The sequence below is a fragment of the Orenia marismortui DSM 5156 genome, from assembly GCF_000379025.1.
Lineage (GTDB): Bacteria > Bacillota > Halanaerobiia > Halobacteroidales > Halobacteroidaceae > Orenia > Orenia marismortui.
In genome coordinates this window covers 143,913-165,228 of record NZ_KB900617.1, presented here as the reverse complement: position 1 = coordinate 165,228, position 21,316 = coordinate 143,913, and the positions used below count along the sequence as shown (strand labels likewise).

At 30.5% G+C, this 21,316-nt stretch carries 15 protein-coding genes; 14 read left to right on the top strand and 1 reads right to left on the bottom strand.

Going from position 1 to position 21,316, the window contains the following annotated elements; genetic code table 11:
- Nucleotides 1–4: 4 nt before the first annotated feature.
- Nucleotides 5–1,309 carry an ATP-binding protein gene (locus OREMA_RS0100710; protein ID WP_026188865.1) on the bottom strand — a complete coding sequence of 435 codons (1,305 nt, stop codon included), beginning with the start codon at nucleotides 1,307–1,309 and terminating at the stop codon, nucleotides 5–7.
- A gap of 1,079 nt (nucleotides 1,310–2,388) precedes the next feature.
- Between OREMA_RS0100710 and OREMA_RS0100695 the strand changes: the two genes are divergently transcribed.
- The 14 genes from OREMA_RS0100695 to OREMA_RS0100630 all read left to right on the top strand — a co-directional run bounded on the left by OREMA_RS0100695 (nucleotide 2,389) and on the right by OREMA_RS0100630 (nucleotide 21,150).
- Nucleotides 2,389–4,089, top strand: coding sequence for a restriction endonuclease (locus tag OREMA_RS0100695; protein ID WP_018247358.1), 1,701 nt, complete (start codon nucleotides 2,389–2,391; stop codon nucleotides 4,087–4,089).
- Nucleotides 4,090–4,299: 210 nt separating this feature from the next.
- Complete coding sequence (locus OREMA_RS0100690) at nucleotides 4,300–4,992, top strand: aspartate/glutamate racemase family protein (RefSeq protein WP_018247357.1); 693 nt, start codon at nucleotides 4,300–4,302, stop codon at nucleotides 4,990–4,992.
- Between the two features lie 203 nt (nucleotides 4,993–5,195).
- Nucleotides 5,196–5,918 carry a DUF2271 domain-containing protein gene (locus tag OREMA_RS0100685; protein ID WP_018247356.1) on the top strand — a complete coding sequence of 241 codons (723 nt, stop codon included), beginning with the start codon at nucleotides 5,196–5,198 and terminating at the stop codon, nucleotides 5,916–5,918.
- Between the two features lie 12 nt (nucleotides 5,919–5,930).
- Nucleotides 5,931–8,516 (top strand): gluzincin family metallopeptidase, encoded by a 2,586-nt coding sequence (locus OREMA_RS0100680; RefSeq protein WP_018247355.1) that lies wholly within the window; start codon nucleotides 5,931–5,933, stop codon nucleotides 8,514–8,516.
- A gap of 312 nt (nucleotides 8,517–8,828) precedes the next feature.
- Nucleotides 8,829–9,581, top strand: coding sequence for an EFR1 family ferrodoxin (locus tag OREMA_RS0100675; RefSeq protein ID WP_018247354.1), 753 nt, complete (start codon nucleotides 8,829–8,831; stop codon nucleotides 9,579–9,581).
- Nucleotides 9,581–10,084, top strand: coding sequence for a hypothetical protein (locus OREMA_RS0100670; protein WP_018247353.1), 504 nt, complete (start codon nucleotides 9,581–9,583; stop codon nucleotides 10,082–10,084). The genes OREMA_RS0100675 and OREMA_RS0100670 overlap by 1 nt, the downstream gene beginning before the upstream one ends.
- A gap of 24 nt (nucleotides 10,085–10,108) precedes the next feature.
- A complete protein-coding gene (locus OREMA_RS0100665) occupies nucleotides 10,109–10,720 on the top strand; it encodes a TetR/AcrR family transcriptional regulator (RefSeq protein ID WP_018247352.1) in 612 nt (203 codons plus the stop codon).
- A 696-nt stretch (nucleotides 10,721–11,416) separates the two neighbouring features.
- Nucleotides 11,417–11,935: a transcriptional repressor LexA gene (gene lexA, locus OREMA_RS0100660; RefSeq protein ID WP_018247351.1), complete on the top strand. Its 519-nt coding sequence runs from the start codon at nucleotides 11,417–11,419 to the stop codon at nucleotides 11,933–11,935.
- Nucleotides 11,936–12,437: 502 nt separating this feature from the next.
- Complete coding sequence (locus tag OREMA_RS0100655; protein ID WP_018247350.1) at nucleotides 12,438–13,121, top strand: methyl-accepting chemotaxis protein; 684 nt, start codon at nucleotides 12,438–12,440, stop codon at nucleotides 13,119–13,121.
- A gap of 29 nt (nucleotides 13,122–13,150) precedes the next feature.
- Nucleotides 13,151–13,435, top strand: a complete 285-nt coding sequence (locus OREMA_RS0100650; protein ID WP_018247349.1) for a DUF503 domain-containing protein — start codon at nucleotides 13,151–13,153, stop codon at nucleotides 13,433–13,435.
- Nucleotides 13,436–13,470: 35 nt separating this feature from the next.
- Nucleotides 13,471–14,220 (top strand): MBL fold metallo-hydrolase, encoded by a 750-nt coding sequence (locus tag OREMA_RS0100645; RefSeq protein WP_018247348.1) that lies wholly within the window; start codon nucleotides 13,471–13,473, stop codon nucleotides 14,218–14,220.
- A 110-nt stretch (nucleotides 14,221–14,330) separates the two neighbouring features.
- Nucleotides 14,331–14,873: a LysM peptidoglycan-binding domain-containing protein gene (locus OREMA_RS0100640; protein ID WP_018247347.1), complete on the top strand. Its 543-nt coding sequence runs from the start codon at nucleotides 14,331–14,333 to the stop codon at nucleotides 14,871–14,873.
- Between the two features lie 323 nt (nucleotides 14,874–15,196).
- A complete protein-coding gene (gltB, locus tag OREMA_RS0100635; RefSeq protein WP_018247346.1) occupies nucleotides 15,197–19,699 on the top strand; it encodes a glutamate synthase large subunit in 4,503 nt (1,500 codons plus the stop codon).
- The gene (locus OREMA_RS0100630; protein WP_018247345.1) at nucleotides 19,699–21,150 is read left to right on the top strand and encodes a glutamate synthase subunit beta; all 1,452 of its coding nucleotides are present in this window, start codon (nucleotides 19,699–19,701) and stop codon (nucleotides 21,148–21,150) included. Before gltB ends, OREMA_RS0100630 begins: the two co-directional genes overlap by 1 nt.
- Nucleotides 21,151–21,316 lie beyond the last annotated feature (166 nt).

Below are 21,316 nucleotides of genomic sequence, written 5' to 3'. Positions count from 1 at the left end.
AAAGTTAAGCTTTTTGTCCTAATAAATAATTAATAAATTGTTGTGCTGTTCTTCCTGACCTACCATTATGCCACATCTCCCATTGTATTGCCTTAGTTTTGAGTTCTTCTTCACCTATAGTGAGTTTATTCTGTTTAGCAAGTTCTTTAACTATAGTCAAGTAATCTTTCTGATTTGGAGATTCATAAAAGATTGTTAATCCAAAGCGGCTTGATAATGATAATTTTTCTTGTATTGCATCTGATAAATGAACTTCTCCACTTTCTTGATCACGATCACTCCATTTTTCTTTGATTAGGTGCCTGCGGTTAGAGGTGGCATAAAAGAGTACATTATCTGGTTTTACTTCTACTCCTCCTTCAATAATTGCTTTCATATACTTATATTCTGTTTCAAAATCCTCAAAGGATAGATCATCCATGAAGATAATAAAATGTAATCCTCTTTTCTTAAGGTTTTCTAATATCTTAGGTAGTTCTTTCATTTGATCTTTATTAAGCTCTATTAGTCTTAGTCCGGCTTCAGAATATTGATTAAGTAATGCCTTTACAGAAGATGACTTTCCTGTGCCACTATCACCAAATAAGAGTACATTATTAGCAGCTTTATCATTTAAGAAGGCTTCTGTGTTTTGGATTAATTTCTTTTGCTGGTTTTCATAGCCTACCAAGTTATCAAAGCTGATAGAGTCAGGATCTTTAATTCCAATAAGTTGATTATCTTTCCAGCGAAAGGCTTTGTAAATCCCTAACTTTCCAACACCATGATCTTGATAATATTCCATTAAAGATTTAGTTAAGGTTGTTGTTGGTTGATGATTATTGAAAGCATCGATTATTTTCTTGAAGTTTCTAGCAGGAGTTTCTTTATTTTTAGATCTTTTAGAAGGTAGAAAATTATTAATAAAATTAAGATTTTTAAGCTCTATTTGTTGAGCTAAATTTTGCAGTTTAAATTGATAGATCTGTTGTAGAATCTTAAAGTCATGTATTGCAGCCTGATATAAGCTATCTCCAATATTTTTAGCATCTTGTTCACAACGAAGGCTGAAGATATTCTGATCTGTAATGATAAGTTTTAAGAGATATTCCTTCCAGATATCACCTGCAAAGTTTTCTTGTTCAGCAATTTTGATTAAGTCAGCAATTAATTCATAATAATTATTTTTCAAAGTTTTAGTATCAGTATTGTTATTTTTATTTAAGCTTGAAATTAGTTTAGATAATTTTTTTACTATCTGATCATCTAAGATATTTCTATAAAGCAATAAAGAGTTTAATTTAGAAAAAGAATTTAGATTAGTGCACATATTAATCACTTATCCCTCCAAAGATTAATTATTTGATATTTATTTCTATTTGAAAGTTGATATACCTGCAAAATTAAAAGGTTAAATCTACTAAAATTTTATATTTTTTTGTTAGTATAAGCAGGAAGAAAGTGTAATTTGTAGAATAAAGAATAAATAATGCACTACCAGAGTTTGTAATTCCAAATTAAACAATGGGGTGATTTTTTTGGCTGAGCAGATTAGAGAAGAAGAGAATTTAGTGGATGATGAAGAGTTAAATATGGCTGTTGAGGAGATTATGGGAATTATTTTTAAAGATGAAGCAGAAGAAGAGTAGTAAGTTAAGAGGATAAGAATGATTGGGGGAGTTCAAGGTTATTGGACTCTCTTTTTTTATTTTACTATCTTTCACCCCAAGACTACTTCTTCACTCGATAAAAATATTCTCCTCAGGTGTTATGATAATTTTTTAGCAATTAAGCAGGGGAAAAGTATTATTTAGAGAAATAAAAAATAAGATTATTGTTATTTAATGGATTAAATGGATATAGATGTCGAAATTTGCTGCTGGCTTTTAGCTACTAGTTTCTGGCTACAGTTAAGAGCTTACTTATATAAGATTTGACTGATTTTGTAAAGTTATTTTTAAGTGGTGAGAAAGGGGCTAGTAAATGAAGATAGATGCTCATTATTATGCTTTATTAGCTTTTGCTAGAAGAGATAGAGTTAATATCTAATTTTAAAGAGTCTAATTGCCATAAATACTATCAAGGGGTAAAATGCTATAAGGATAAATTCTATGAGTATTCTGCAAAGCATTTGTTAAAGATTCCGAGTTAAAAGATAGTTTAGAGTTGATAATGTAGAGTTTATAGTTAAGATGATTATATTATGGTTGAGTTTTTATTTTTGATAAAGCAATGGAAGGAAAAGATGTTTTGAGGTAGATATTATTTGTGTATGAGATATGTGGTTAATACTTCTAAATAGATAGTTTATATGAAGTATGTCGTTTAAATTAAGTTAGGCGAAATGTTGCTCAAGGAATATTTATGGTTTAAATGGACAATAATACTAAAGTTAAAGGAGTGAAATTTATGCCAAGAGCAATTTATCCTACATATGAAATTGAAATAAGTCATAATGGATTAAATAAATACAAAATTATCAAGGGAAAAACCAAGAGAGAAGCTCAAAGAAAAGCTAATGCACAACTTGCAAGATGGGATGAGCAGTGGCAAAAAAAATTAGAAAAAGAAGAAAAAAGACAAAGAAAAGAATTAAAAAAACTAGATCAAGAAAGAAAAAGTGAAATAGCAAAAGAAAAAACGGAAAAAGCTCAAAAACTAAAGGCAAGTCTAGAAAACATGTTAGTAAATTCACTAAAAATTGATAATAGTATTAACTGGGATAAATTAAAAGATGAATCTAAATTTGAAAAAAGAAAACCTAAAAAAGCAAGATTAAAGTCGCTTCCTCCTAAGCCAGTAGGGGAACCAAAAAGAGAATATTATAAACCTAAAATAAATTTATTAGATAAACTTTTCAAAAAACGCAAAATAAAAAAGCAACAAATATCTAATAATCAATATAATAAAGCTTTAGAAAGACATAAAAAAGATATAAAGAGTTGGAAAGAGAGAAAAAATAAAATTATAAAGGAAAATGAAAAAATTGAAAAAGAATACGAAACAAGCTTAAAGAAATGGGATTATAACAAACAGGAATTTTATAAAAAACAAGAAGAATATAATCAGTATATAATTAATTTAGAAAAAGCATACTTTAATAAAGTACCTTCTGCTATTGCTGAATATTATGATATAGTTTTAGATAATGTTAAATATCCTGATATTTTTCCACAAGAATTTGAAATTGATTATAACCCTGACAATAATATTTTATTATTAGACTATAGATTGCCTTCTCATGAAGATTTACCTAAGATTCAAGAAGTTAAATATATAAAAACTAGAGATTCTTTTAAAGAAAAAGAATTATCAAAAACAGCTTTTAGAAAATTATATGATGGTATTCTTTATCAGATAGCTCTTAAAACTATAAATGATATATATCAAACCGATGAAATTGATATTATAGATGCAATTGTTTTTAATGGGTTTGTAAGGACAATAGATAAAGCAACTGGTAAAAAAATTAGTCCTTGTGTTTTATCTATTCAAGTTACTAAAAAGGAATTTCATGAAATCAATTTAGATTTAGTTGACCCTAAAGAATGTTTTAAGAATTTAAAAGGGGTTGGAGCCTCTAGACTATATAAATTATCTCCTGTTGCTCCTATAATAAAAATCGATAAGGAAGATAGTAGATTTATAGAATCCTATGATGTTAGTGATAATTTAAATGATGCTGACAATTTGGCTGCAATGGATTGGCAAGATTTTGAACATCTTATAAGAGAAATATTTGAAAAAGAATTTTCACAAACTGGTGGAGAGGTAAAAGTTACTCAATCTAGTAGAGATGGAGGAGTAGATGCTATAGCTTTTGATCCAGATCCAATTCGTGGTGGTAAAATTGTTATTCAAGCTAAAAGATATACTAATGTTGTTGGAGTTTCAGCAGTTCGTGATCTTTATGGAACTGTAGTAAATGAAGGAGCAACAAAAGGAATTTTAGTTACAACATCAAATTATGGGGCAGATTCGCATAATTTTGCTAAAGATAAACCTATTACACTTTTAAATGGCTCAAATCTTCTTCATCTTTTAGAGAAACATGGTTATAAAGCAAAAATTGATTTAAAAGAAGCTAAAAGAATTAATTCTTCTCGATAGGATTAAAGAGAGCAACACTTCGCATAACAGCACCTTAGCGACATCCCAGTTATGAGCATCAATGAGAATAAGTGCTGACTTATGTTAGATATAGTGGTTATCTAGAGATTGAAAGCTTTATTGGGGACGTCGCGAAGCTGTTGGACGTTAGATGAAATCCCCCTATTAAAAACTTTGAATTTTTATTGTAAAAAGAGAGGAGTAATAATAATGAGTAAATTTTGTTTAATTGGAGGATTGGGACCAGAGTCGACAATTGACTATTATAAATTAATCATTAAACATTATCAAAAATTAGAAGGAAAAGAAGAAATCCCAGAATTTTTTATTAATTCTTTAAATGTAAATAAACTACTTAATATGGTAGATAGAAAAGATTATGATAAATTAACAGATTATTTATTATCAGCTATAAAGGAAGGATATAATGCGGGTGCTAATTTTGGTGCAATAGGTGCAAACACTCCACACATTGTATTTGATAGATTAAAAGAACAGTCCCCGATACCTCTTATAAGTATAGTTGAAGAGACAGGAAAAAAAGCGAAAGATTTAAAGATGAAGAGTGTAGGACTATTTGGAACAAAATTTACTATGCAAGAGGATTTTTTCAAAAAAGAAATTTTAAAATATGGTGTAACAACAGTTGTACCTAATAATAAAGAGCAGGAGTATATACATAATAAAATAATGACTGAATTAGAGTTAGGAATAGTTAAAGAGGATACTAAAAAAGAATTATTAAAAATTATTGAAAGAATGAAAGAAGAGGACAAGATAGATGGATTAATTTTAGGATGTACAGAACTGCCTTTGATATTAAAGGAAGAAGATGAATCTAATATAAAATTTTTAAATACTACAGAAATTCATGTTGAAAGTATTATCAGAAAATTAGTCTAAAAGAACGGGGAACTTCACATAACAACGGATTAGCGACATCCCAGCTATGAGCATAAGTGAAAGCTGGGCTGACTTATGTTAGATTTGGTTGTTTCATTATAGTTGGGAGCATTATCGGGAACGTCGCGAACCCCAGGAACGTTATCTAAAATTGCAAAACAAGATATTAATAAAATATAGACAATCTGAGGAGGAAATATAATATGTTTAAGAGTAGAATGAAATTAATGGCTTTAGTTATGATTTTAGTTGTATTAATTTCAGGAATTATAAGAGCACAAAGTGAAGGAAGAATTTCTGTTGAAGTAAAACCAGGCGAGAGGTATAAGGATGTTACTTGGTATTGGCTTGGTATTTTTCCAATTAAAAGTAATCCACAAATGGCAATTTGGTTAGAAGATGAGCAAGGTAATTATATAGATACTATTTATGTAACTGAATCTAGTGGAAAATCTAAATGGTCAGGTGGGAAGGATATTCGCAGACCAGATGCTTTGCCTATTTGGTCACATAAAAGAGGGATAAAATATAATGATGGACTATATATGCCAACAAAAGATAAACCATTAGTTGATGCAATTACAGGTGCTACACCTAAAAAAGGTTTTACTCGCAAATGGATAATTCCAGCTGATATAAAATTAAAACAACTTGTTATAAGATTGGAAGTTAATCAATCTATTGATTACAATGAAACGTACAAGAAAAAATTATCTAAAAATAATTTTAATTATAATGATACTTCAGGTCAGCCATCTTTACTTTGGGAAGGTGAAATTGAAATTAAAGACGGATTTACTACTGTTCTTAAAAAGGTTGGACATGGTCATCCTTCAGGAAAGAATGGAAAATTATTTAGAAATTTAGAAACTATAACTACAGCTAATGAAATTATTGAATCAATTGAAATTAAATATTTAAAATAAAAGGAGGATTTGATGCTGAAGGATAAGGTAGTAGCATTTATAATTTTTATTATTATATTTTTAGGATTTTCTTGTAATGTTTCGGCTAATATGATTGATTGGAGATATTATGAGACTGACAATTTTCTTGTTTTTTATCCTCAAGAATATCAACAAAGGGCTTTGGAAATGATATATTATTTAGAAGAGTATAAATCGGAGGTTATTGGTTTAACTGGAACTGAATTAGATTTTAAGCCAACAATTATTATTCAAGATTTAGGAATGGAAAGCAATGGATATGCTAATATATTTACTAATACTATAGGAATGTTTACTAATATTCCTTCTACAATAACCTATAAACCAGAAGATAAGAATCGACATAGAAGGACTGTAGTTCATGAATTTACCCATTTAGCTCAGTATAATAATTATTCAGGAGTATCTAAAATAACTACTACCTTATTCGGAAGGTTATTTTCTCCTAATTTTCATAGTCCAATTTGGTTAACTGAAGGAACTGCAGTTTATAGTGAATCCCAATTAAATCAATATGAAGGTAGATTAAATGCTGGGTATTATGATGCTTTAATAGCCACTAAAGCTAAAGAAGACCAATTACCATCATTAAATGAAGTAACTTATGTAAAGGATTATTATCCTTATAATCAGGGCTATCTTTATGGTTCAGAATTTATGGATTATCTAGCTAGAGTTTATGGAGAAGAAAAATTAGCAGAATTTTTTACTCTACATGGTTCTTATTTTTGGGTTCCTATAGAGGGGAATCTGTTTCCTGCTATAGGTTTGGATAAGGCAGCTAAAGATGTTTATAATAAAACTTTCCCTGAATTATTTGCAGATTGGAAAGGCTATGTTAAGGAAAAATATAAGGATTGGGAGTTAAGTGGTCAGGAAGTTCTTCATAGTCAGCAAGGAGAGATTTCTACATTTGATATAGCTGATAATAAGATTTATTATTTTCAAAATAGATATTTAAAATCTTTTCCTTATGATTATAAAGAGGTTTATGAATTAGTTGAATATGATCTACTTACTAGAGAAAAGAAGGTTATAGCAAGTAGTAACACAAGCAATGGATTTTTACAGATTGTTAATGGTAAATTATATTATTCAGTTTTAGATTATAGCAAAGACTATAATAATTTAGTAGAATCAGGATATGGTGGAATAGCTAGATTATATAAATATGATTTAAAGACAGGAAAGAATAAGAGATTATTTGAGGATGAATTTAAAGATTTTATTGTTCTTGCTAATGGTGATATTATTTATACAAAGGCTAACAAGCAGGGAATTGGCTCTGAAATCTGGAAATATCAACAGGATAAAAAGAAGAAACTGGGCATTACTAAGGAGTTAATTTCAGAGATAAAAAGATACAAAGATAGATTTATTGTAGTCAGTAAAGAGAATCTAGGTAGTTGGGGAATTAAGTATTTAGACTTAGAGAAAATGTTACTTATTCCTATAATTGATACTGATTGGACAGAAAAAGAGATAAGTATTAAAGGGGATAAGCTATATTTTACCGCTAATTATAATCATCAACAGTCTATATATCAGTATGATTTAAATACTTATAAAACATATAAATTAACAGATTGCTATGCTAATAATGGTCAGTTTTACAAAGATAATCTGTATTTTATTGCAATGAATAATAATGGTGGAGGGATATATAAGAAGAAAGTAAATGGCAAAGAATATAACTTACCTAAAAGAGAAGAGAGTATTAAAAAAGATAGCATACTTATTTCTGATATTAAAGAAGAAGTAAAAGAAGGAAAAGCTATGGCTAAAAGTTTAAAATATTTGTTAAAACCCAATGGAATTATAAAGTTAGATTCTCAACTTAGTCCTTCAGCGGGATTATTGGTTGGCATGGATGGATTAGGGATGAACTCATATACGATTTCTCCTTCTCAGTATGGAGGAATAAACTTTGGTCTTACTTCCAAATTTTTAGATCCATTAGCTATTAATGTTAATAATAAAGCTAAAAAGGATGGGCGAGAAACAGAATTAAATCTTGATTATCAACTTTATAGTTCTAAACAAGGCTTATCAGGGGTTAAGATAGATTATACTACAGATTTTAGTGAAGCTATACCAGGGGTAAAATTCGATTTTACTTATCCACATCATGATTTAGAACTTTATGTACAAAGTTATATAAATGATGAAGGAGTTAATAGTAAGTTTGACTATAAATATTTAATGGATAATAGTGGTATAAAAATTAAAGGTAGCCTCTTTAAAGATTTTGAAAAAGAGAGTAATATTAGAGGAGTTGCTTTGGAAGAGATTTATGACAATAATGTAAGTGGTTATCAAGTTAGTGTTGATTATAGTCATAAATTATTGCAATTTAGGAAGGGGTTGTGGAATCCCAATATCTTTATGGATAATATTTATGGTAGTTTATTTGTTGATTATACAGATATTGATACAATATCTGATAAAGTTGCTTATGGATATGAATTATCATGTGAGATTGGTACCCTTAATAGACTTAAATTAGTTCCTAAGTTAGGGATTAGTTATTCAGGTAGAGAGATTGAAGCATTTTGGGATTTTAAAATCAGTTTTTAAATTTGAAAAATAGAAGCTTGTAAAATGTAGTTTTGCAACTTCAGATAATATGAGCTTAGAGACATCTAACTATATAGTATATATGAAAGTTGAGAATGACATATAAAAGTTTTATATTTTTCCAAGATTAGGAGCATTGATGAGACCTTGCGAAGCTGCGGGAGATTATACGAAATTCCCCCTATACTTTCTATCTTATTGTTGATTGTAATTGAATTCATAGAATGTATTTGACTGATAGTCAGTAATTATGTTATAATGTTTCTGACTGACGGTCAGTCTAAATAAACTATTAAAATTGGAGGAGTGGTTATGTTTAAAAGTGTTGAACTGTTTTATTTTTCTGGAACTGGAAATACATTGTTACTTGTTAAAGAAATGAAAGAAGTATTTAAGGAAAATGAGATAAAAGTTAGCGTGAAAAAAATAGAAAATACATATTCGCCTAAAATCAACAAAGATTCATTAGTTGGTCTATTATTTCCAATTAATACAAACGCAACAATGCCATTTGTTTGGGAGTTTTTTAAATCTTTACCTGAGGCTAATGGTAATCCGATATTTATGGTTAATACAAATAATGGTACACCTGCTATATCTCATCCTTTATTTAAACTCCTAAAAGGAAAAGGTTATAATCCAGTTGCTTCTTGTGAAATTTTAATGCCAAACAATATTCAGTTTGATTCTATGAAGCCTGATGAAAATAATAGGGTGACTTTAGGAAAAAGAAAGATTAGAGAGTTTACAATAAGTTTACTGGAAGGATCATCTGTTTGGGATTTAAATATGAAAGGTCCCAGATTTGTTTCATGGTTAGCAAGGAATACTCCCCTACCTTGGATTACAAGTAGACTTTTCTGTAAGTTTAAAGTTGATAAAGAGGTCTGTCAGCAATGCAAAGTTTGTGTAAATAATTGTCCTATCAGTAACATCAAAATGAATTATTTCCCTCAGCACTTAAATAAATGCCAGTTTTGCGGAAGATGTATAACTAATTGTACTGAAAGAGCCATTTATATAAAGGGCAAAAAGGATTCTGTTACAATCAAAGGGGTGGTATAATGTTTAATGAAAATATGATAAAATTGTTAACCAGTGGTTTTTGGTTTATTGTACTAGTATTATTATGGAATGCATTTTTAGCTAATAAGTTACCTGAACCCTTTAATACAGATTTGTTTGACAAGTCAATTCCCAATTATGTCTTATATAGTGAGACTATTTTTAGGATATTAGTTTTCTTTCTTCCTATATTAATAAAAGTAGGATTAAAAAAAGATATTAATAAAATAGGCTTAGTTGTCTATATTATGGGAGTAATAATATATTTTATTTCATGGTTGCTTTTAATTTATTTTCCAAATAGTAGCTGGAGTACAAGTTTAATAGGTTTTATGGCTCCTGCCTATACACCAATAGTATGGTTGATTGGATTAGCTCTATTAGGCGAAAATTTATTTATAAATTCAGATTATAAACCATGGTTATATATAGTTCTATCTGTATTCTTTATAATAATTCATAGTTATCATACTTATTTAGCTTATAATAATTACTATAGATAAAATACTTAGAAAGAAGTGATATATATGACAAGAATATCAAAAAAACCGGAGATAAGGAAAAATGAAATTTTAGATGTTGCTGAAGAGTTGTTTGCAAAAGAAGGCTTTGATAATACCCCTGTAAGTAAAATTGTTAATAAGGTTGGTGTTGCTAAGGGGACATTTTATTATTATTTTAATTCTAAAGAAGATATTATTGTCGCTATACTAGAGAGAAGATTTAATTATATTAAGAAGAAAATTAACAAAGTGATTAATGATAAAACATATACTCCTATAAAAAAGTTAGAAATGTTATTAATTGAACTTATTTTTCCTCATAAAGAAGGCAATAATTATGTTAATAATATAAAGATAGACGAAAATGCCAAAATTCATCAAAAACGAGATGTTCTTTTTTTTGAGATCTTTGAACCCTATATTGAGATGGTTGTAAAAGAAGGAGTAGAGAAAGGAAGTTTCAATACTAATAATATAGGAGAAACAAGTAAAATTTTGTTTTTGGGGATAGATAGATATATACATATTTGCTATAATACTTTAAATAATAAAAAGATACTTGATAAAAGAATTAAAGCGATTACAGAAGTTATTGAAAGAGTTCTGGGTATAGAAGGAAATTTGAATTTAAGGTAGATCTTATATAAACATACTAACCTCTTATAGTGTTAGAAAAACTAATCGGTGAACTAAAAGGTTGTCCATAAGCTAAAAAAGCAGTAGCATAATTATTAGATTTTGACACATCAATGCTTAAAATAGGTTGATTCATCTAAATCAGTATCTTAATCAACGACTGCCAACAGCGGATACGTTCTTCATCCTAATTCTAGTTTTTTTATTATGAATAATAAAAAAAGGTACATACCAGATTGAACTGATTATGTACCTATTATATGAACAGCACCTTAGCGATATCCTGGATGAGTGTATAAATGAAGGATGGGCTGACTTGTGTTAGGATGTGAGCTTTAATTAGTAAATTTTCTACTAAATTAGTTTTGGAAGTTTTAGGTCTTTGTGTTTCAAATGTTAATAGTTTTAATGTAATTAAAGATAATGTTGATAGAATAAATAATATTTATAAAAAAGATATTGAATGAAGGTTTATATTTAAAGGCTACGGCGTATAAACCAGCTAACAAAAATCAAAAATAAATTAGACTTTTCCATTATGTATCACTATCTAAGCAAACAAATTAAGAATAAAACTATAGATTTAAATCTATGTTTTGTTAGAAGAGAGCTTATAATTTTTAAAGTGCCTTAGAGGTTTTTCTTATTACTTCCAGAAAGATTATAGTAAGTAATAGCTAATATAGGGGTGATAAGATGGATCTTCCTATGGGATCTTTTCGATATATAAATTTTAAATCAAAGCATAGCTATAAAGTTGATATCAAAGCTAATAATATGTTAACAGAACTGGAAGTAGATGATGGATTTGAAAAAGAATCAATCCCTCATAACAAAGTAAAGAGACTATTAGTTTATGGAGATATTGCTGCCGGTCAAGAAATTAATATTAATACTACTATGGATGAAGAATTTCCTCTACCTAAAAGATGGTTTAAAAGCTGCTATGATAATTTTGTATTACAGGTTGAGGGTGATAGTATGTTAAATGCTGATATAGAAGATGGTGACTATGTAGTTGTTAGACAGCAAGATACTGCTTCTAGTGGACAGATAGTGGCAGCTATTATAGAAGATGGAGTTACCTTAAAGCGATTTAAGAAGAAAGAAGGAGATATCTATCTTCTGCCAGAGAATGAAGATTATCAGCAGATTAAACTGGAAGAAGATATTAGAATCTTAGGGGTAGCTGTAGGACTAATTAAAAATATTTAATTCTTAAAGATGGTTATGAAATTTCATAACCATCTTTATTATTTTAAAGCTAGATATAAATGGATTATACGATTATAGTCTAAATATATCAAAAAACTATATAACTTCATTTTCTTTGACAATCTAAGTTATCTATAGTAATCTAAATAGGTAATTCTAAATTTAACTTATTATGCTAGTTGAATTTAATTATATTTCGTATTATTTAGTTATTAGTTGAGAGTTTTAAACTCCAGAAAATTAATCTTTTAAGGAAGCAATAATTTTAAAAGATAATATTGTAATATTTAAATTAAAATCACAAGATTAATTAGTTTTAGACTAGAAAAGCAAGCTTGCCTTAGGCTCTATCTAAGAATTTATTTTTTAATAATAAAAAATATTGTGCTATCTAGTTAAGTATAAAAATTTACTAGTAGATACTAAATCTTAAGTTCAGAGAAGATACTTAATCTAACTTAAATAATATAAAAATTAAGATCAGTTTATGGAGGAGATTATAATGGCCAAGAAGAGAGCTACCAAAGAGATAAGATTAGGAATAATAGGTGGTGGAGAGATAGGCAGAAAACTATTAGAGATATTTTTGCAGATGAATTCTATTCAAGTAGAATTCATTTCTGATATAAATGATAATGCGCCAGGTATAAAACTAGCCAAGCAGGAACAGATTAAGACTACATCAAATATGATGGAAATTGTGCAAGACTATAGTTTAGATCTAATTCTTGAAGTTACTGGAGTAAATGAAGTATTACAGTCTGTCCAAGATAATAAAGGAGAAAATACAGAATTAATTAGTAGTGAAGGCTCTTATTTAATTTATAATCTAATTGAAGAGTATAATAATTTTCATAATCAACTATTAACAAAGGTGATTTCTCATTTAGATGAAGTATATCATGAAATAGAAGATGATTCACAGAATATTAATCAACTTTTAGGTCAAATTCAACGGATTACTAAGAACTTAAATATGTTAGCCTTAAATGCTTCTATTGAAGCTGCTAGAGCAACTTCAAATCAAGGGAATGGTAAAGGTTTTGCTATAGTAGCTAAAGAGGTAAAGAATTTATCAGGGAGATCAAGTGAACTAGTAGATAATATAGAAGAGATAAATACAGATATTAGAGCTTTAAATGCCAGAATTACAGAGGTTGTACAGGAACTTAAGGGGGATGAATAGAAGGTTTATCTATAAAGGTGGTGTTTAGCATGATAGTAGGATTATGTAGAGTAGAATTAAGAGTACCTATGAGCCAGTCTTTAAAGAACAAACGTGGAGTACTTAAGAGTATGATCAATCGGATTAAGAATCGTTTTAATGTCTCTATTTCTGAAGTTGCTAAACATGATGATTTGAAATTAGCAAGCTTGGGAATAGTAACAGTTAGTTGTGATAGAATATATGTAGAAAAATTATTAAATAAAGTATTAGATTATATTGAATCTAACTATATAGAGGTACAGTTATTAGATGAGTCAATTGAGTTTATTTAATAAGTAAGAGACTAAATTAAAAAGGAGGAATTATTGTGGTTAGAGATAAAGAAGCTATAATTCATCATCTCTTTCATAGTGGAGTAGCCATTAAAACATCGAATCATTTTTTAATCTTTGATTATTATAATGATACGCCTAAAAAAGGGATTAGGAAGATAGATAATGGGGTTATAAGTAAAAAAGACCTAAATAAAGAAGAGAATCCGATTGTCTTTGTAACACATAGTCATCATGATCATTTCAACCCTATTATCTTTGAATGGGAGAAGTGGAATGAAGATATAACTTATATCTTAAGTGATGATATTGAGGTTGAAGAAGAAGATAATCGATATATAATGAAGAAATATCAAGAGATAAATTGGTCTAATGATATTTATATTAAGACTTATGGTACTACTGATCAAGGTTTATCTTACTATGTCGAAGTAGATGGACTTAATATCTTTCATTCTGGTGATTTGAACTGGTGGCATTGGAAGAAGTTTAGCTCTGAAAAGCAACAAGTAGAAGAAGAAGATTATAAAAAAGAGATTGAAAAGCTAAAGGAAAAAGATGTGGACATAGCCTTTGTTCCAGTCGATCCGAGATTAGAAGAGTTTTATCATCTAGCAGGACGGTATTTTGCAGAAACTATTAAGCCTAAATTATTAATACCTATTCACTTTAGTGATAACTATGCTATCACTAAAAACTTTAGCAAAGAGATCAAAGACTTACAAGTAGATGGGGCAATAATTGAAAAGCGTGGAGAGAAGATTAGATTTAGAAAGTCTTACTAAAGATATAAGTAAATAATATATTTTATCTTAAAAATTACCTTTAATAAATAACAAAACCTCTATCTATGAATATAATAACCCATAATTATATTCTGGAAAGAGGTGATTGCTTGGGTAATTGTTCTAAAGATCATTTCCGAGAAATCCAGCAATCTTTAGTGAAAACTAAATTATATCAAGTCAAACTAGGAGATACAATTGCTGCTTTATCACGTAGATTTAATGTTTCAGTAGCTTCACTTGCTGCTGTTAATCCATCTTTGAATTATAACTTTTTGAGACTAGGGCAGAGTTTGTATCTTCCTAAGCAAGAGGAGTTAGGATATTCTGAAATGAGTTATTATAGAATAAAGGATGGAGAAACTCTGCCTTCTATAGCTCAAAAGTTTAATGTAAAATTAGATCAGCTAAGAGAGGTTAATCCTTTGCTAGATGAGGCTGAATTAGAGGTGAATCAGCTGATTTTAATTCCACTACTTCCTTCAAATCCTTTTTGCTCTAAAGACTCTATAATTTATATTGTAAAATATAGAGATAGTTTTGAATCGATAGCTAAGAAGTATAATCTTTCTTTATCTAATTTGAAAGAGGCTAATCCTAATATTGATCCAGAAGCATTATTGCTTGGGCAGAAGATTTGTTTACCGATATAATAGAATAATAAATATGATAAAAAGCCGGTGCTTGTTAGCACTGGCTTTTCTGTATTGTGATATTTAGTGCAAGTGAAAAGTGAAAAAACATTTACTAAATTTTGGTGTTGAATTATTATTTCTATAATTTTATTTTTGAAAAAATAATAATTGTTGTTGTATTTACTTAGCTTGAATAACTTTTGTTTGATTTTCGACTAGATATCCATTATAATAGAAGAACAAGATTTTTTATTATGAAATCGATTTTCACAATATGAAAATACGATGATTTCTAAGTTTTTAAAGATTTTCTTTATATAAATAGAAGAGGAGGAGTAGAGATGATTAAACGAAAAGGAATCCCTTCACAAGAGGGCCTTTATTATCCTGAATATGAAAGGGATAATTGTGGTGTTGGTTTTATTACCAATATTAATGGTGAGAAGAGCCATAAAGTAGTAGAGAAGGGGTTAGAAATTTTAGTGAGATTAGAACACAGGGGTGCAGTCGGAGCCGATCCAGAAACAGGTGATGGAGCTGGTATTTTGATGCAGCTACCTGATGAGTTTTTACGAACTAAGATGAAAGAAGAAGGGCTAGAATTACCACAGAAAGGTGATTATGGGGTAGGGATGATCTTTTTACCTCGTAAATCAGATGAATGCCTTCTAGCTGAAGGAATTACAGAGAAAATTATTGAAGAAGAAGGTCAAGAAGTATTAGGATGGAGAGATGTACCTTTAAATGAGACTGTAATTGGTGAAAGTGCAGCTAGTACTTTACCTGTAATTAAGCAGGTCTTTATTAAAAAGGCAGATAACATAGATAATTTTGAATTGAAGTTATATATAATTAGAAGAAGAATTGAAAAGGCTATCGAAGATAGTGAGATTAAGAACACTGAATTTTTCAGTATTCCTAGTTTATCTAATCGTGTTTTAGTATATAAAGGTTTAATCTTACCAGCACAGATTAAAGAATTTTATTTGGATTTACAAGATCCAACATTAAAGTCAGCTATTGCATTAGTACATCAAAGATTTAGTACTAATACATTCCCATCTTGGGATTTAGCACAACCTTTTAGATATTTAGCACATAATGGTGAGATTAATACTTTAACTGGAAATATTAATTGGATGGATGCTAGAGAACCGGATTTAGATTGTGAAAGAATAGGAAATGATATAGATAAGTTATTCCCAATTACCAATCCTATAGATAGTGATTCAGCTAACTTAGATCATGCTTTTGAACTACTAGTTGCTTCAGGTATGAGCTTAGTTGAAGCTATGACCATGCTAGTTCCAGAACCATGGGAGAAGAACGATTTCTTAAAAGATCAAGTTAGAGATTATTATGAATATAATGCTGGTTTAATGGAACCGTGGGATGGTCCAGCAGCTATTGCCTTTACAGATGGTACTCAAATGGGGGCTACTTTAGATCGTAATGGATTAAGACCAGCTAGATATATAGTAACTAAGGATGGTTTTGTAATTATGGCTTCGGAAATAGGTACTTTAGAAGTAGATCCTGCTAATATATCAGAAAGTCGTAGATTGCAACCAGGTAAGATGCTACTTATCGATACTGAAGAAGGTAGAATATTATCTGATGAAGAGATAAAAGAAAAGGTTAGTACAGCTCGTCCTTATGGTGAGTGGCTAAAAGAAAATAAAAAGTATTTAAAAGACTTAACAGGTGGTAAAGAGAGATATGGAGAAGATTTTGATACTATTGTTACTAGATTAAAATCTTTTGGTTATAGTAGAGAAGACTTGAGTGTAATCATTTCGCCAATGGCTGAGAACAAGAAAGAATCAATCGGTTCTATGGGTAATGATGAACCATTAGCTGTTCTGTCTAATCGTTCAAAATCTTTATTTGATTACTTTAAACAGTTATTTGCTCAGGTAACTAATCCGCCAATTGATCCAATTAGAGAAGAGATTGTTATGTCTCTTAAGACCAATCTTGGCGTAAAAGCTAATATCTTAGAAAAGACAGCAGATAAAGCTAGAACGATTGAATTGGAATCTCCAATCTTAAGTAATGAAGATTTGGATAAGATAATTCATTTAAATGATGAAGAATTTAGAGCCAAGTCTATTCCAATGGTCTTTGACCCAGAAGAGAAAAACGGATTAGAAAAGGGATTAGATAGATTGTTCCACTATGCTGAAGAGAGTATTGATGCAGGTTATAATGTACTTGTATTAAGTGATCGAAAAATAGATGATTTCAATGCTCCAATTCCAAGTTTATTGGCTACTTCTGCATTGCACAATTATTTAATTAAAGAGAATAAAAGAAATGGTGTAGATATAATTGTAGAGACTGGTGAAGCTAGAGAAGTAATGCATTTTGCATTATTAATTGGTTATGGAGCCTTAGCAGTAAATCCATACTTAGCTTTAGAAACAATCTCTTACATGACAGATAAAGAATTATATCTGGATGCTGCTGATAGTGATACACTCAATAGTCGTAAAAAAGGTTATATTAAGGCAATTAATAAAGGTTTACTAAAGATTATGTCTAAGATGGGAATCTCTACAATTCAAAGTTATCGAGGAGCTCAAATCTTTGAAGCTGTAGGATTAAGCCAAGGATTTATCGACCAATATTTCCCTGGTACTACATCTAGAATTGAAGGAATTGCTCTTGACGTCTTAGAAAGAGAAATTTTAGATAATCATAGTAAAGCTTTTAAAGAATTAAATGATAGTAATGAAAATTTATTAGAGAATGAAGGTAAGTATAAGTGGAGACCTAAAGGTGAACATCACTTATTTACACCAGAGGCAATTTCTACTCTCCAATATGCTGCCAAAACTAATGACTATGAACTTTATAAAGAGTATTCTAAGATGATCAATGATCAAAGTGGAAATCTATCTACAATTAGGGGATTATTCAAATTTAAAGATAGAAATCCAATTCCTATTTCAGAAGTAGAGCCAGTAGAAGAGATTAGAAAACGCTTTGTAACTGGAGCAATGTCTTATGGTTCAATTTCTAAAGAAGCTCATGAAACTATTGCTAAAGCGATGAATGCTATTGGTGGTATGTCTAACTCTGGAGAAGGTGGAGAGGATCCAGAAAGATTTGAAGACAATCGTAGAAGTGCTATTAAACAGGTGGCTTCTGGTCGCTTTGGTGTAACAACTCATTATCTAGTTAATGCCGATGAATTACAGATTAAGATGGCACAGGGTGCTAAACCAGGTGAAGGTGGTCATTTACCAGGCCATAAGGTAACAGAAGAGATTGCAAGAGTAAGGCATACTTCTCCAGGTATAGATCTTATCTCACCTCCGCCGCATCATGATATCTATTCGATTGAAGATTTAGCACAGTTAATTTTTGATCTTAAAAATGTTAATCCAGAGGCAAGAGTAAGTGTTAAGTTAGTATCACGAATAGGTATTGGTACTATTGCAGCTGGAGTATCTAAGGCTCATGCTGATATGATCTTAGTATCTGGATATGATGGAGGAACTGGTGCTGCCCCACTTACGTCTATTAAACATACTGGTTTACCTTGGGAGTTAGGATTATCTGAAACTCATCAAGTATTAATTAAGAACAATCTAAGAGGTAGAGTTAGAGTACAAGCTGATGGTCAGATGAAGACAGGAAGGGATATCGCTATTGCAGCTTTACTTGGTGCAGAAGAGTATGGATTCTCTACAAGTTCATTAGTAGTATTAGGTTGTATTATGATGAGAGCTTGCCATAGTAATACTTGTCCTGTAGGTGTTGCTACTCAAAATCCAGAATTGCGTAAGAGATTTTCTGGTAGAGTAGATGATTTAATTAACTTCTTTACATTTATTGCTCAAGAGATGAGAGAGATCATGGCAGAACTAGGATTTAGAACTGTAGATGAAATGGTAGGTAGAGTTGATAAATTAGAGATGAATGAAGCTATTAAGCATTGGAAATCTGAAGGAATTGATCTAACTAAGATCTTACACCAACCAACCTTACCTAAGAAGATTGCAGGTAGATGTGTAGAGAAACAAGATCATGGTATTGATGAGGTTCTTGATCGTAAATTAATCGATCTTGCGACTCCAGCTCTTGAAAAGGGTGAAAAGGTAGACTTAGATCTTGATATTTATAATACTAATCGTACTGCTGGAACTATGTTAAGTGGTGAAATAGCTAAACGTTATGGTGCACAAGGATTAGATGATGATACTATTAATATTAATTTCAAAGGTTATGCCGGACAGAGTTTTGGTACCTTTGGTATGCAAGGACTTACTTTAAACTTAGAAGGTCAAGCTAATGATTATATTGGTAAAGGGTTATTTGGTGCTAAAATAATCATTAAAAAACCTAAAACCTCAGACTTTAAAGCTGAAGAGAATATCATTGGTGGTAATACTATTCTTTATGGTGCTATTCGAGGAGAACTATATATGAATGGTATTGCAGGTGAGAGATTTGCTGTAAGAAACTCTGGTGCTTCAGCAGTAGTTGAAGGTGTTGGAGATCACTGTTGTGAATATATGACTGGTGGTAGAGTAGTTGTCTTAGGAGAGACTGGTCGTAACTTTGGAGCAGGTATGAGCGGTGGTATTGCTTATGTATATGACATAGCAGGAAACTTTGAAGATAAAGTAAATCAAGGAATTGTTAATATAGAAGAGCTTGAAGAAGATGATATTTTAGAGCTTAAATCTTTGCTAGAAAAGCATGTTGAGTATACAGACAGTGAACGTGGAAAAGAAATCTTAGCAGATTGGGACAAAAGTTTAAGTAAGTTTGTTAAAGTTATTTCTCCAGCTTATAAAGAACTATTGGCGAAGAGTAGAGAGGAGGCAGAATAATGGGGAAATTAGGAGGATTTTTAGAATTTGATCGTGAGCCCAGAAAGAAACGTTCTGTAGAAGAGAGAGTCAAAGATTATAAACAAGTCTATGAACCTATCGAAGAAGAAGAGATAACTATACAAGCAGCTAGATGTATGGACTGTGGTGTTCCTTTTTGTAGCTTCTCTTGTCCTGTAAATAATCTATGTCCTGAATGGCAAGACTTTGTTTATCGTGGTGAATGGAAGAAGGGATTAGAGAACTTACACAGTACAAATAATTTTCCAGATTTTACAGGGCGAGTATGCCCTGCCCCTTGTGAGGGAGGATGTGTCCTGGGAATTAATGATGATCCAGTAAGTATTAAGAATATTGAATTTGCTATTTCAGAAAAAGCTTGGAAAGAAGGTTGGATTAAACCTCAACCACCAAAAGTAAGAACAGGAAAGAAAGTAGCAGTTGTAGGTTCTGGTCCTGCTGGATTAGCGGCTGCTCAACAGTTAAATCGTAAAGGTCATAATGTAACTGTATTTGAGAGAGATTCCAAAGCAGGTGGAATGTTAACTTATGGAATTCCTGATTTTAAGATTGAGAAATGGGTTGTAGAAAGAAGAGTAAATCAGATTAAAGAAGAAGGCGTAGAATTTGTCTTTAATACAGAGATTGGTACTGACTATCCAGTTGAAAAACTAGAAAGTGAATATGATGCTGTAGTCTTGGCTGGTGGTGCTAGAGAGGCTAGAGATCTACCAGTTTATGGCCGTGACTTAAAAGGAATTCATTATGCTATGGATTATTTAACTCAACAGAATAAACTTGTAGCTGGTGAAGAGGTTACAGAGGAACAAATAGATGCACAAGGCAAGAAAGTCCTTGTAATTGGTGGTGGAGACACAGGTTCTGACTGTGTAGGTACTGCTACTAGACAAGGTGCTGAAGCAGTTTATCAAATAGAGCTATTAGATAAGCCTCTAGCAGAAAGAGCACCAGATAATCCTTGGCCACGATATCCACAGGTACTCAAGACTTCAACCTCTCATGAAGAGGCAGAAGAATTAGCCAAAGATGAAAAATTTGGACTTAGAGAATGGACTATTTTAACTAAACGTTTTGTAGGTAATAATCAAGGTAAGTTAAAAGAAGTTCAAGCTGTTAAAGTTGAATGGGTTGAAGATGAAAATGCTAAGAAGACAATGAAAGAAATAGAAGGTAGTGAATTTAATCTAGAAGTTGATTTAGTATTGTTGGCTATAGGATTTGTTCATCCAGAACATGATGGAATGTTAAATCAATTAGGACTAGACTTAGATGAACGGGGTAATGTAAAGACAAGTGATAACTATCAAACAAGCGACGATAAATTCTTTGCTGCCGGAGATATGAGAAGAGGTGCTTCTTTAATTGTTTGGGCAATTAGAGAAGGGCGAGATGTAGCGGCAGAAGTAGACGAGTATTTAATGAATAATTAAATACTCGTCACGGAGGGTCATGTATTCAGACCCGGAGGGAAAAAATAATTTAATGAACAATTAAATACTCGTCCAGAAGAGGAGGGCATTAGCTCTCTTCTTTTTCTTTGAAAGTATAAATTAATAGATTAAAGGGGAGTAACCCTAACTAGGGTTACTCCCTCAA

Excerpts from the sequence above, each read along its gene's own strand:
- OREMA_RS0100710 (WP_026188865.1), bottom strand. The coding sequence starts at position 1,309 with ATGTGCACTAATCTAAATTCTTTTTCTAAATTAAACTCTTTATTGCTT.
- OREMA_RS0100695 (WP_018247358.1), top strand. The coding sequence starts at position 2,389 with ATGCCAAGAGCAATTTATCCTACATATGAAATTGAAATAAGTCATAAT.
- OREMA_RS0100690 (WP_018247357.1), top strand. The coding sequence starts at position 4,300 with ATGAGTAAATTTTGTTTAATTGGAGGATTGGGACCAGAGTCGACAATT.
- OREMA_RS0100685 (WP_018247356.1), top strand. The coding sequence starts at position 5,196 with ATGTTTAAGAGTAGAATGAAATTAATGGCTTTAGTTATGATTTTAGTT.
- OREMA_RS0100680 (WP_018247355.1), top strand. The coding sequence starts at position 5,931 with ATGCTGAAGGATAAGGTAGTAGCATTTATAATTTTTATTATTATATTT.
- OREMA_RS0100675 (WP_018247354.1), top strand. The coding sequence starts at position 8,829 with ATGTTTAAAAGTGTTGAACTGTTTTATTTTTCTGGAACTGGAAATACA.
- OREMA_RS0100670 (WP_018247353.1), top strand. The coding sequence starts at position 9,581 with ATGTTTAATGAAAATATGATAAAATTGTTAACCAGTGGTTTTTGGTTT.
- OREMA_RS0100665 (WP_018247352.1), top strand. The coding sequence starts at position 10,109 with ATGACAAGAATATCAAAAAAACCGGAGATAAGGAAAAATGAAATTTTA.
- lexA (WP_018247351.1), top strand. The coding sequence starts at position 11,417 with ATGGATCTTCCTATGGGATCTTTTCGATATATAAATTTTAAATCAAAG.
- OREMA_RS0100655 (WP_018247350.1), top strand. The coding sequence starts at position 12,438 with ATGGCCAAGAAGAGAGCTACCAAAGAGATAAGATTAGGAATAATAGGT.
- OREMA_RS0100650 (WP_018247349.1), top strand. The coding sequence starts at position 13,151 with ATGATAGTAGGATTATGTAGAGTAGAATTAAGAGTACCTATGAGCCAG.
- gltB (WP_018247346.1), top strand. The coding sequence starts at position 15,197 with ATGATTAAACGAAAAGGAATCCCTTCACAAGAGGGCCTTTATTATCCT.
- OREMA_RS0100630 (WP_018247345.1), top strand. The coding sequence starts at position 19,699 with ATGGGGAAATTAGGAGGATTTTTAGAATTTGATCGTGAGCCCAGAAAG.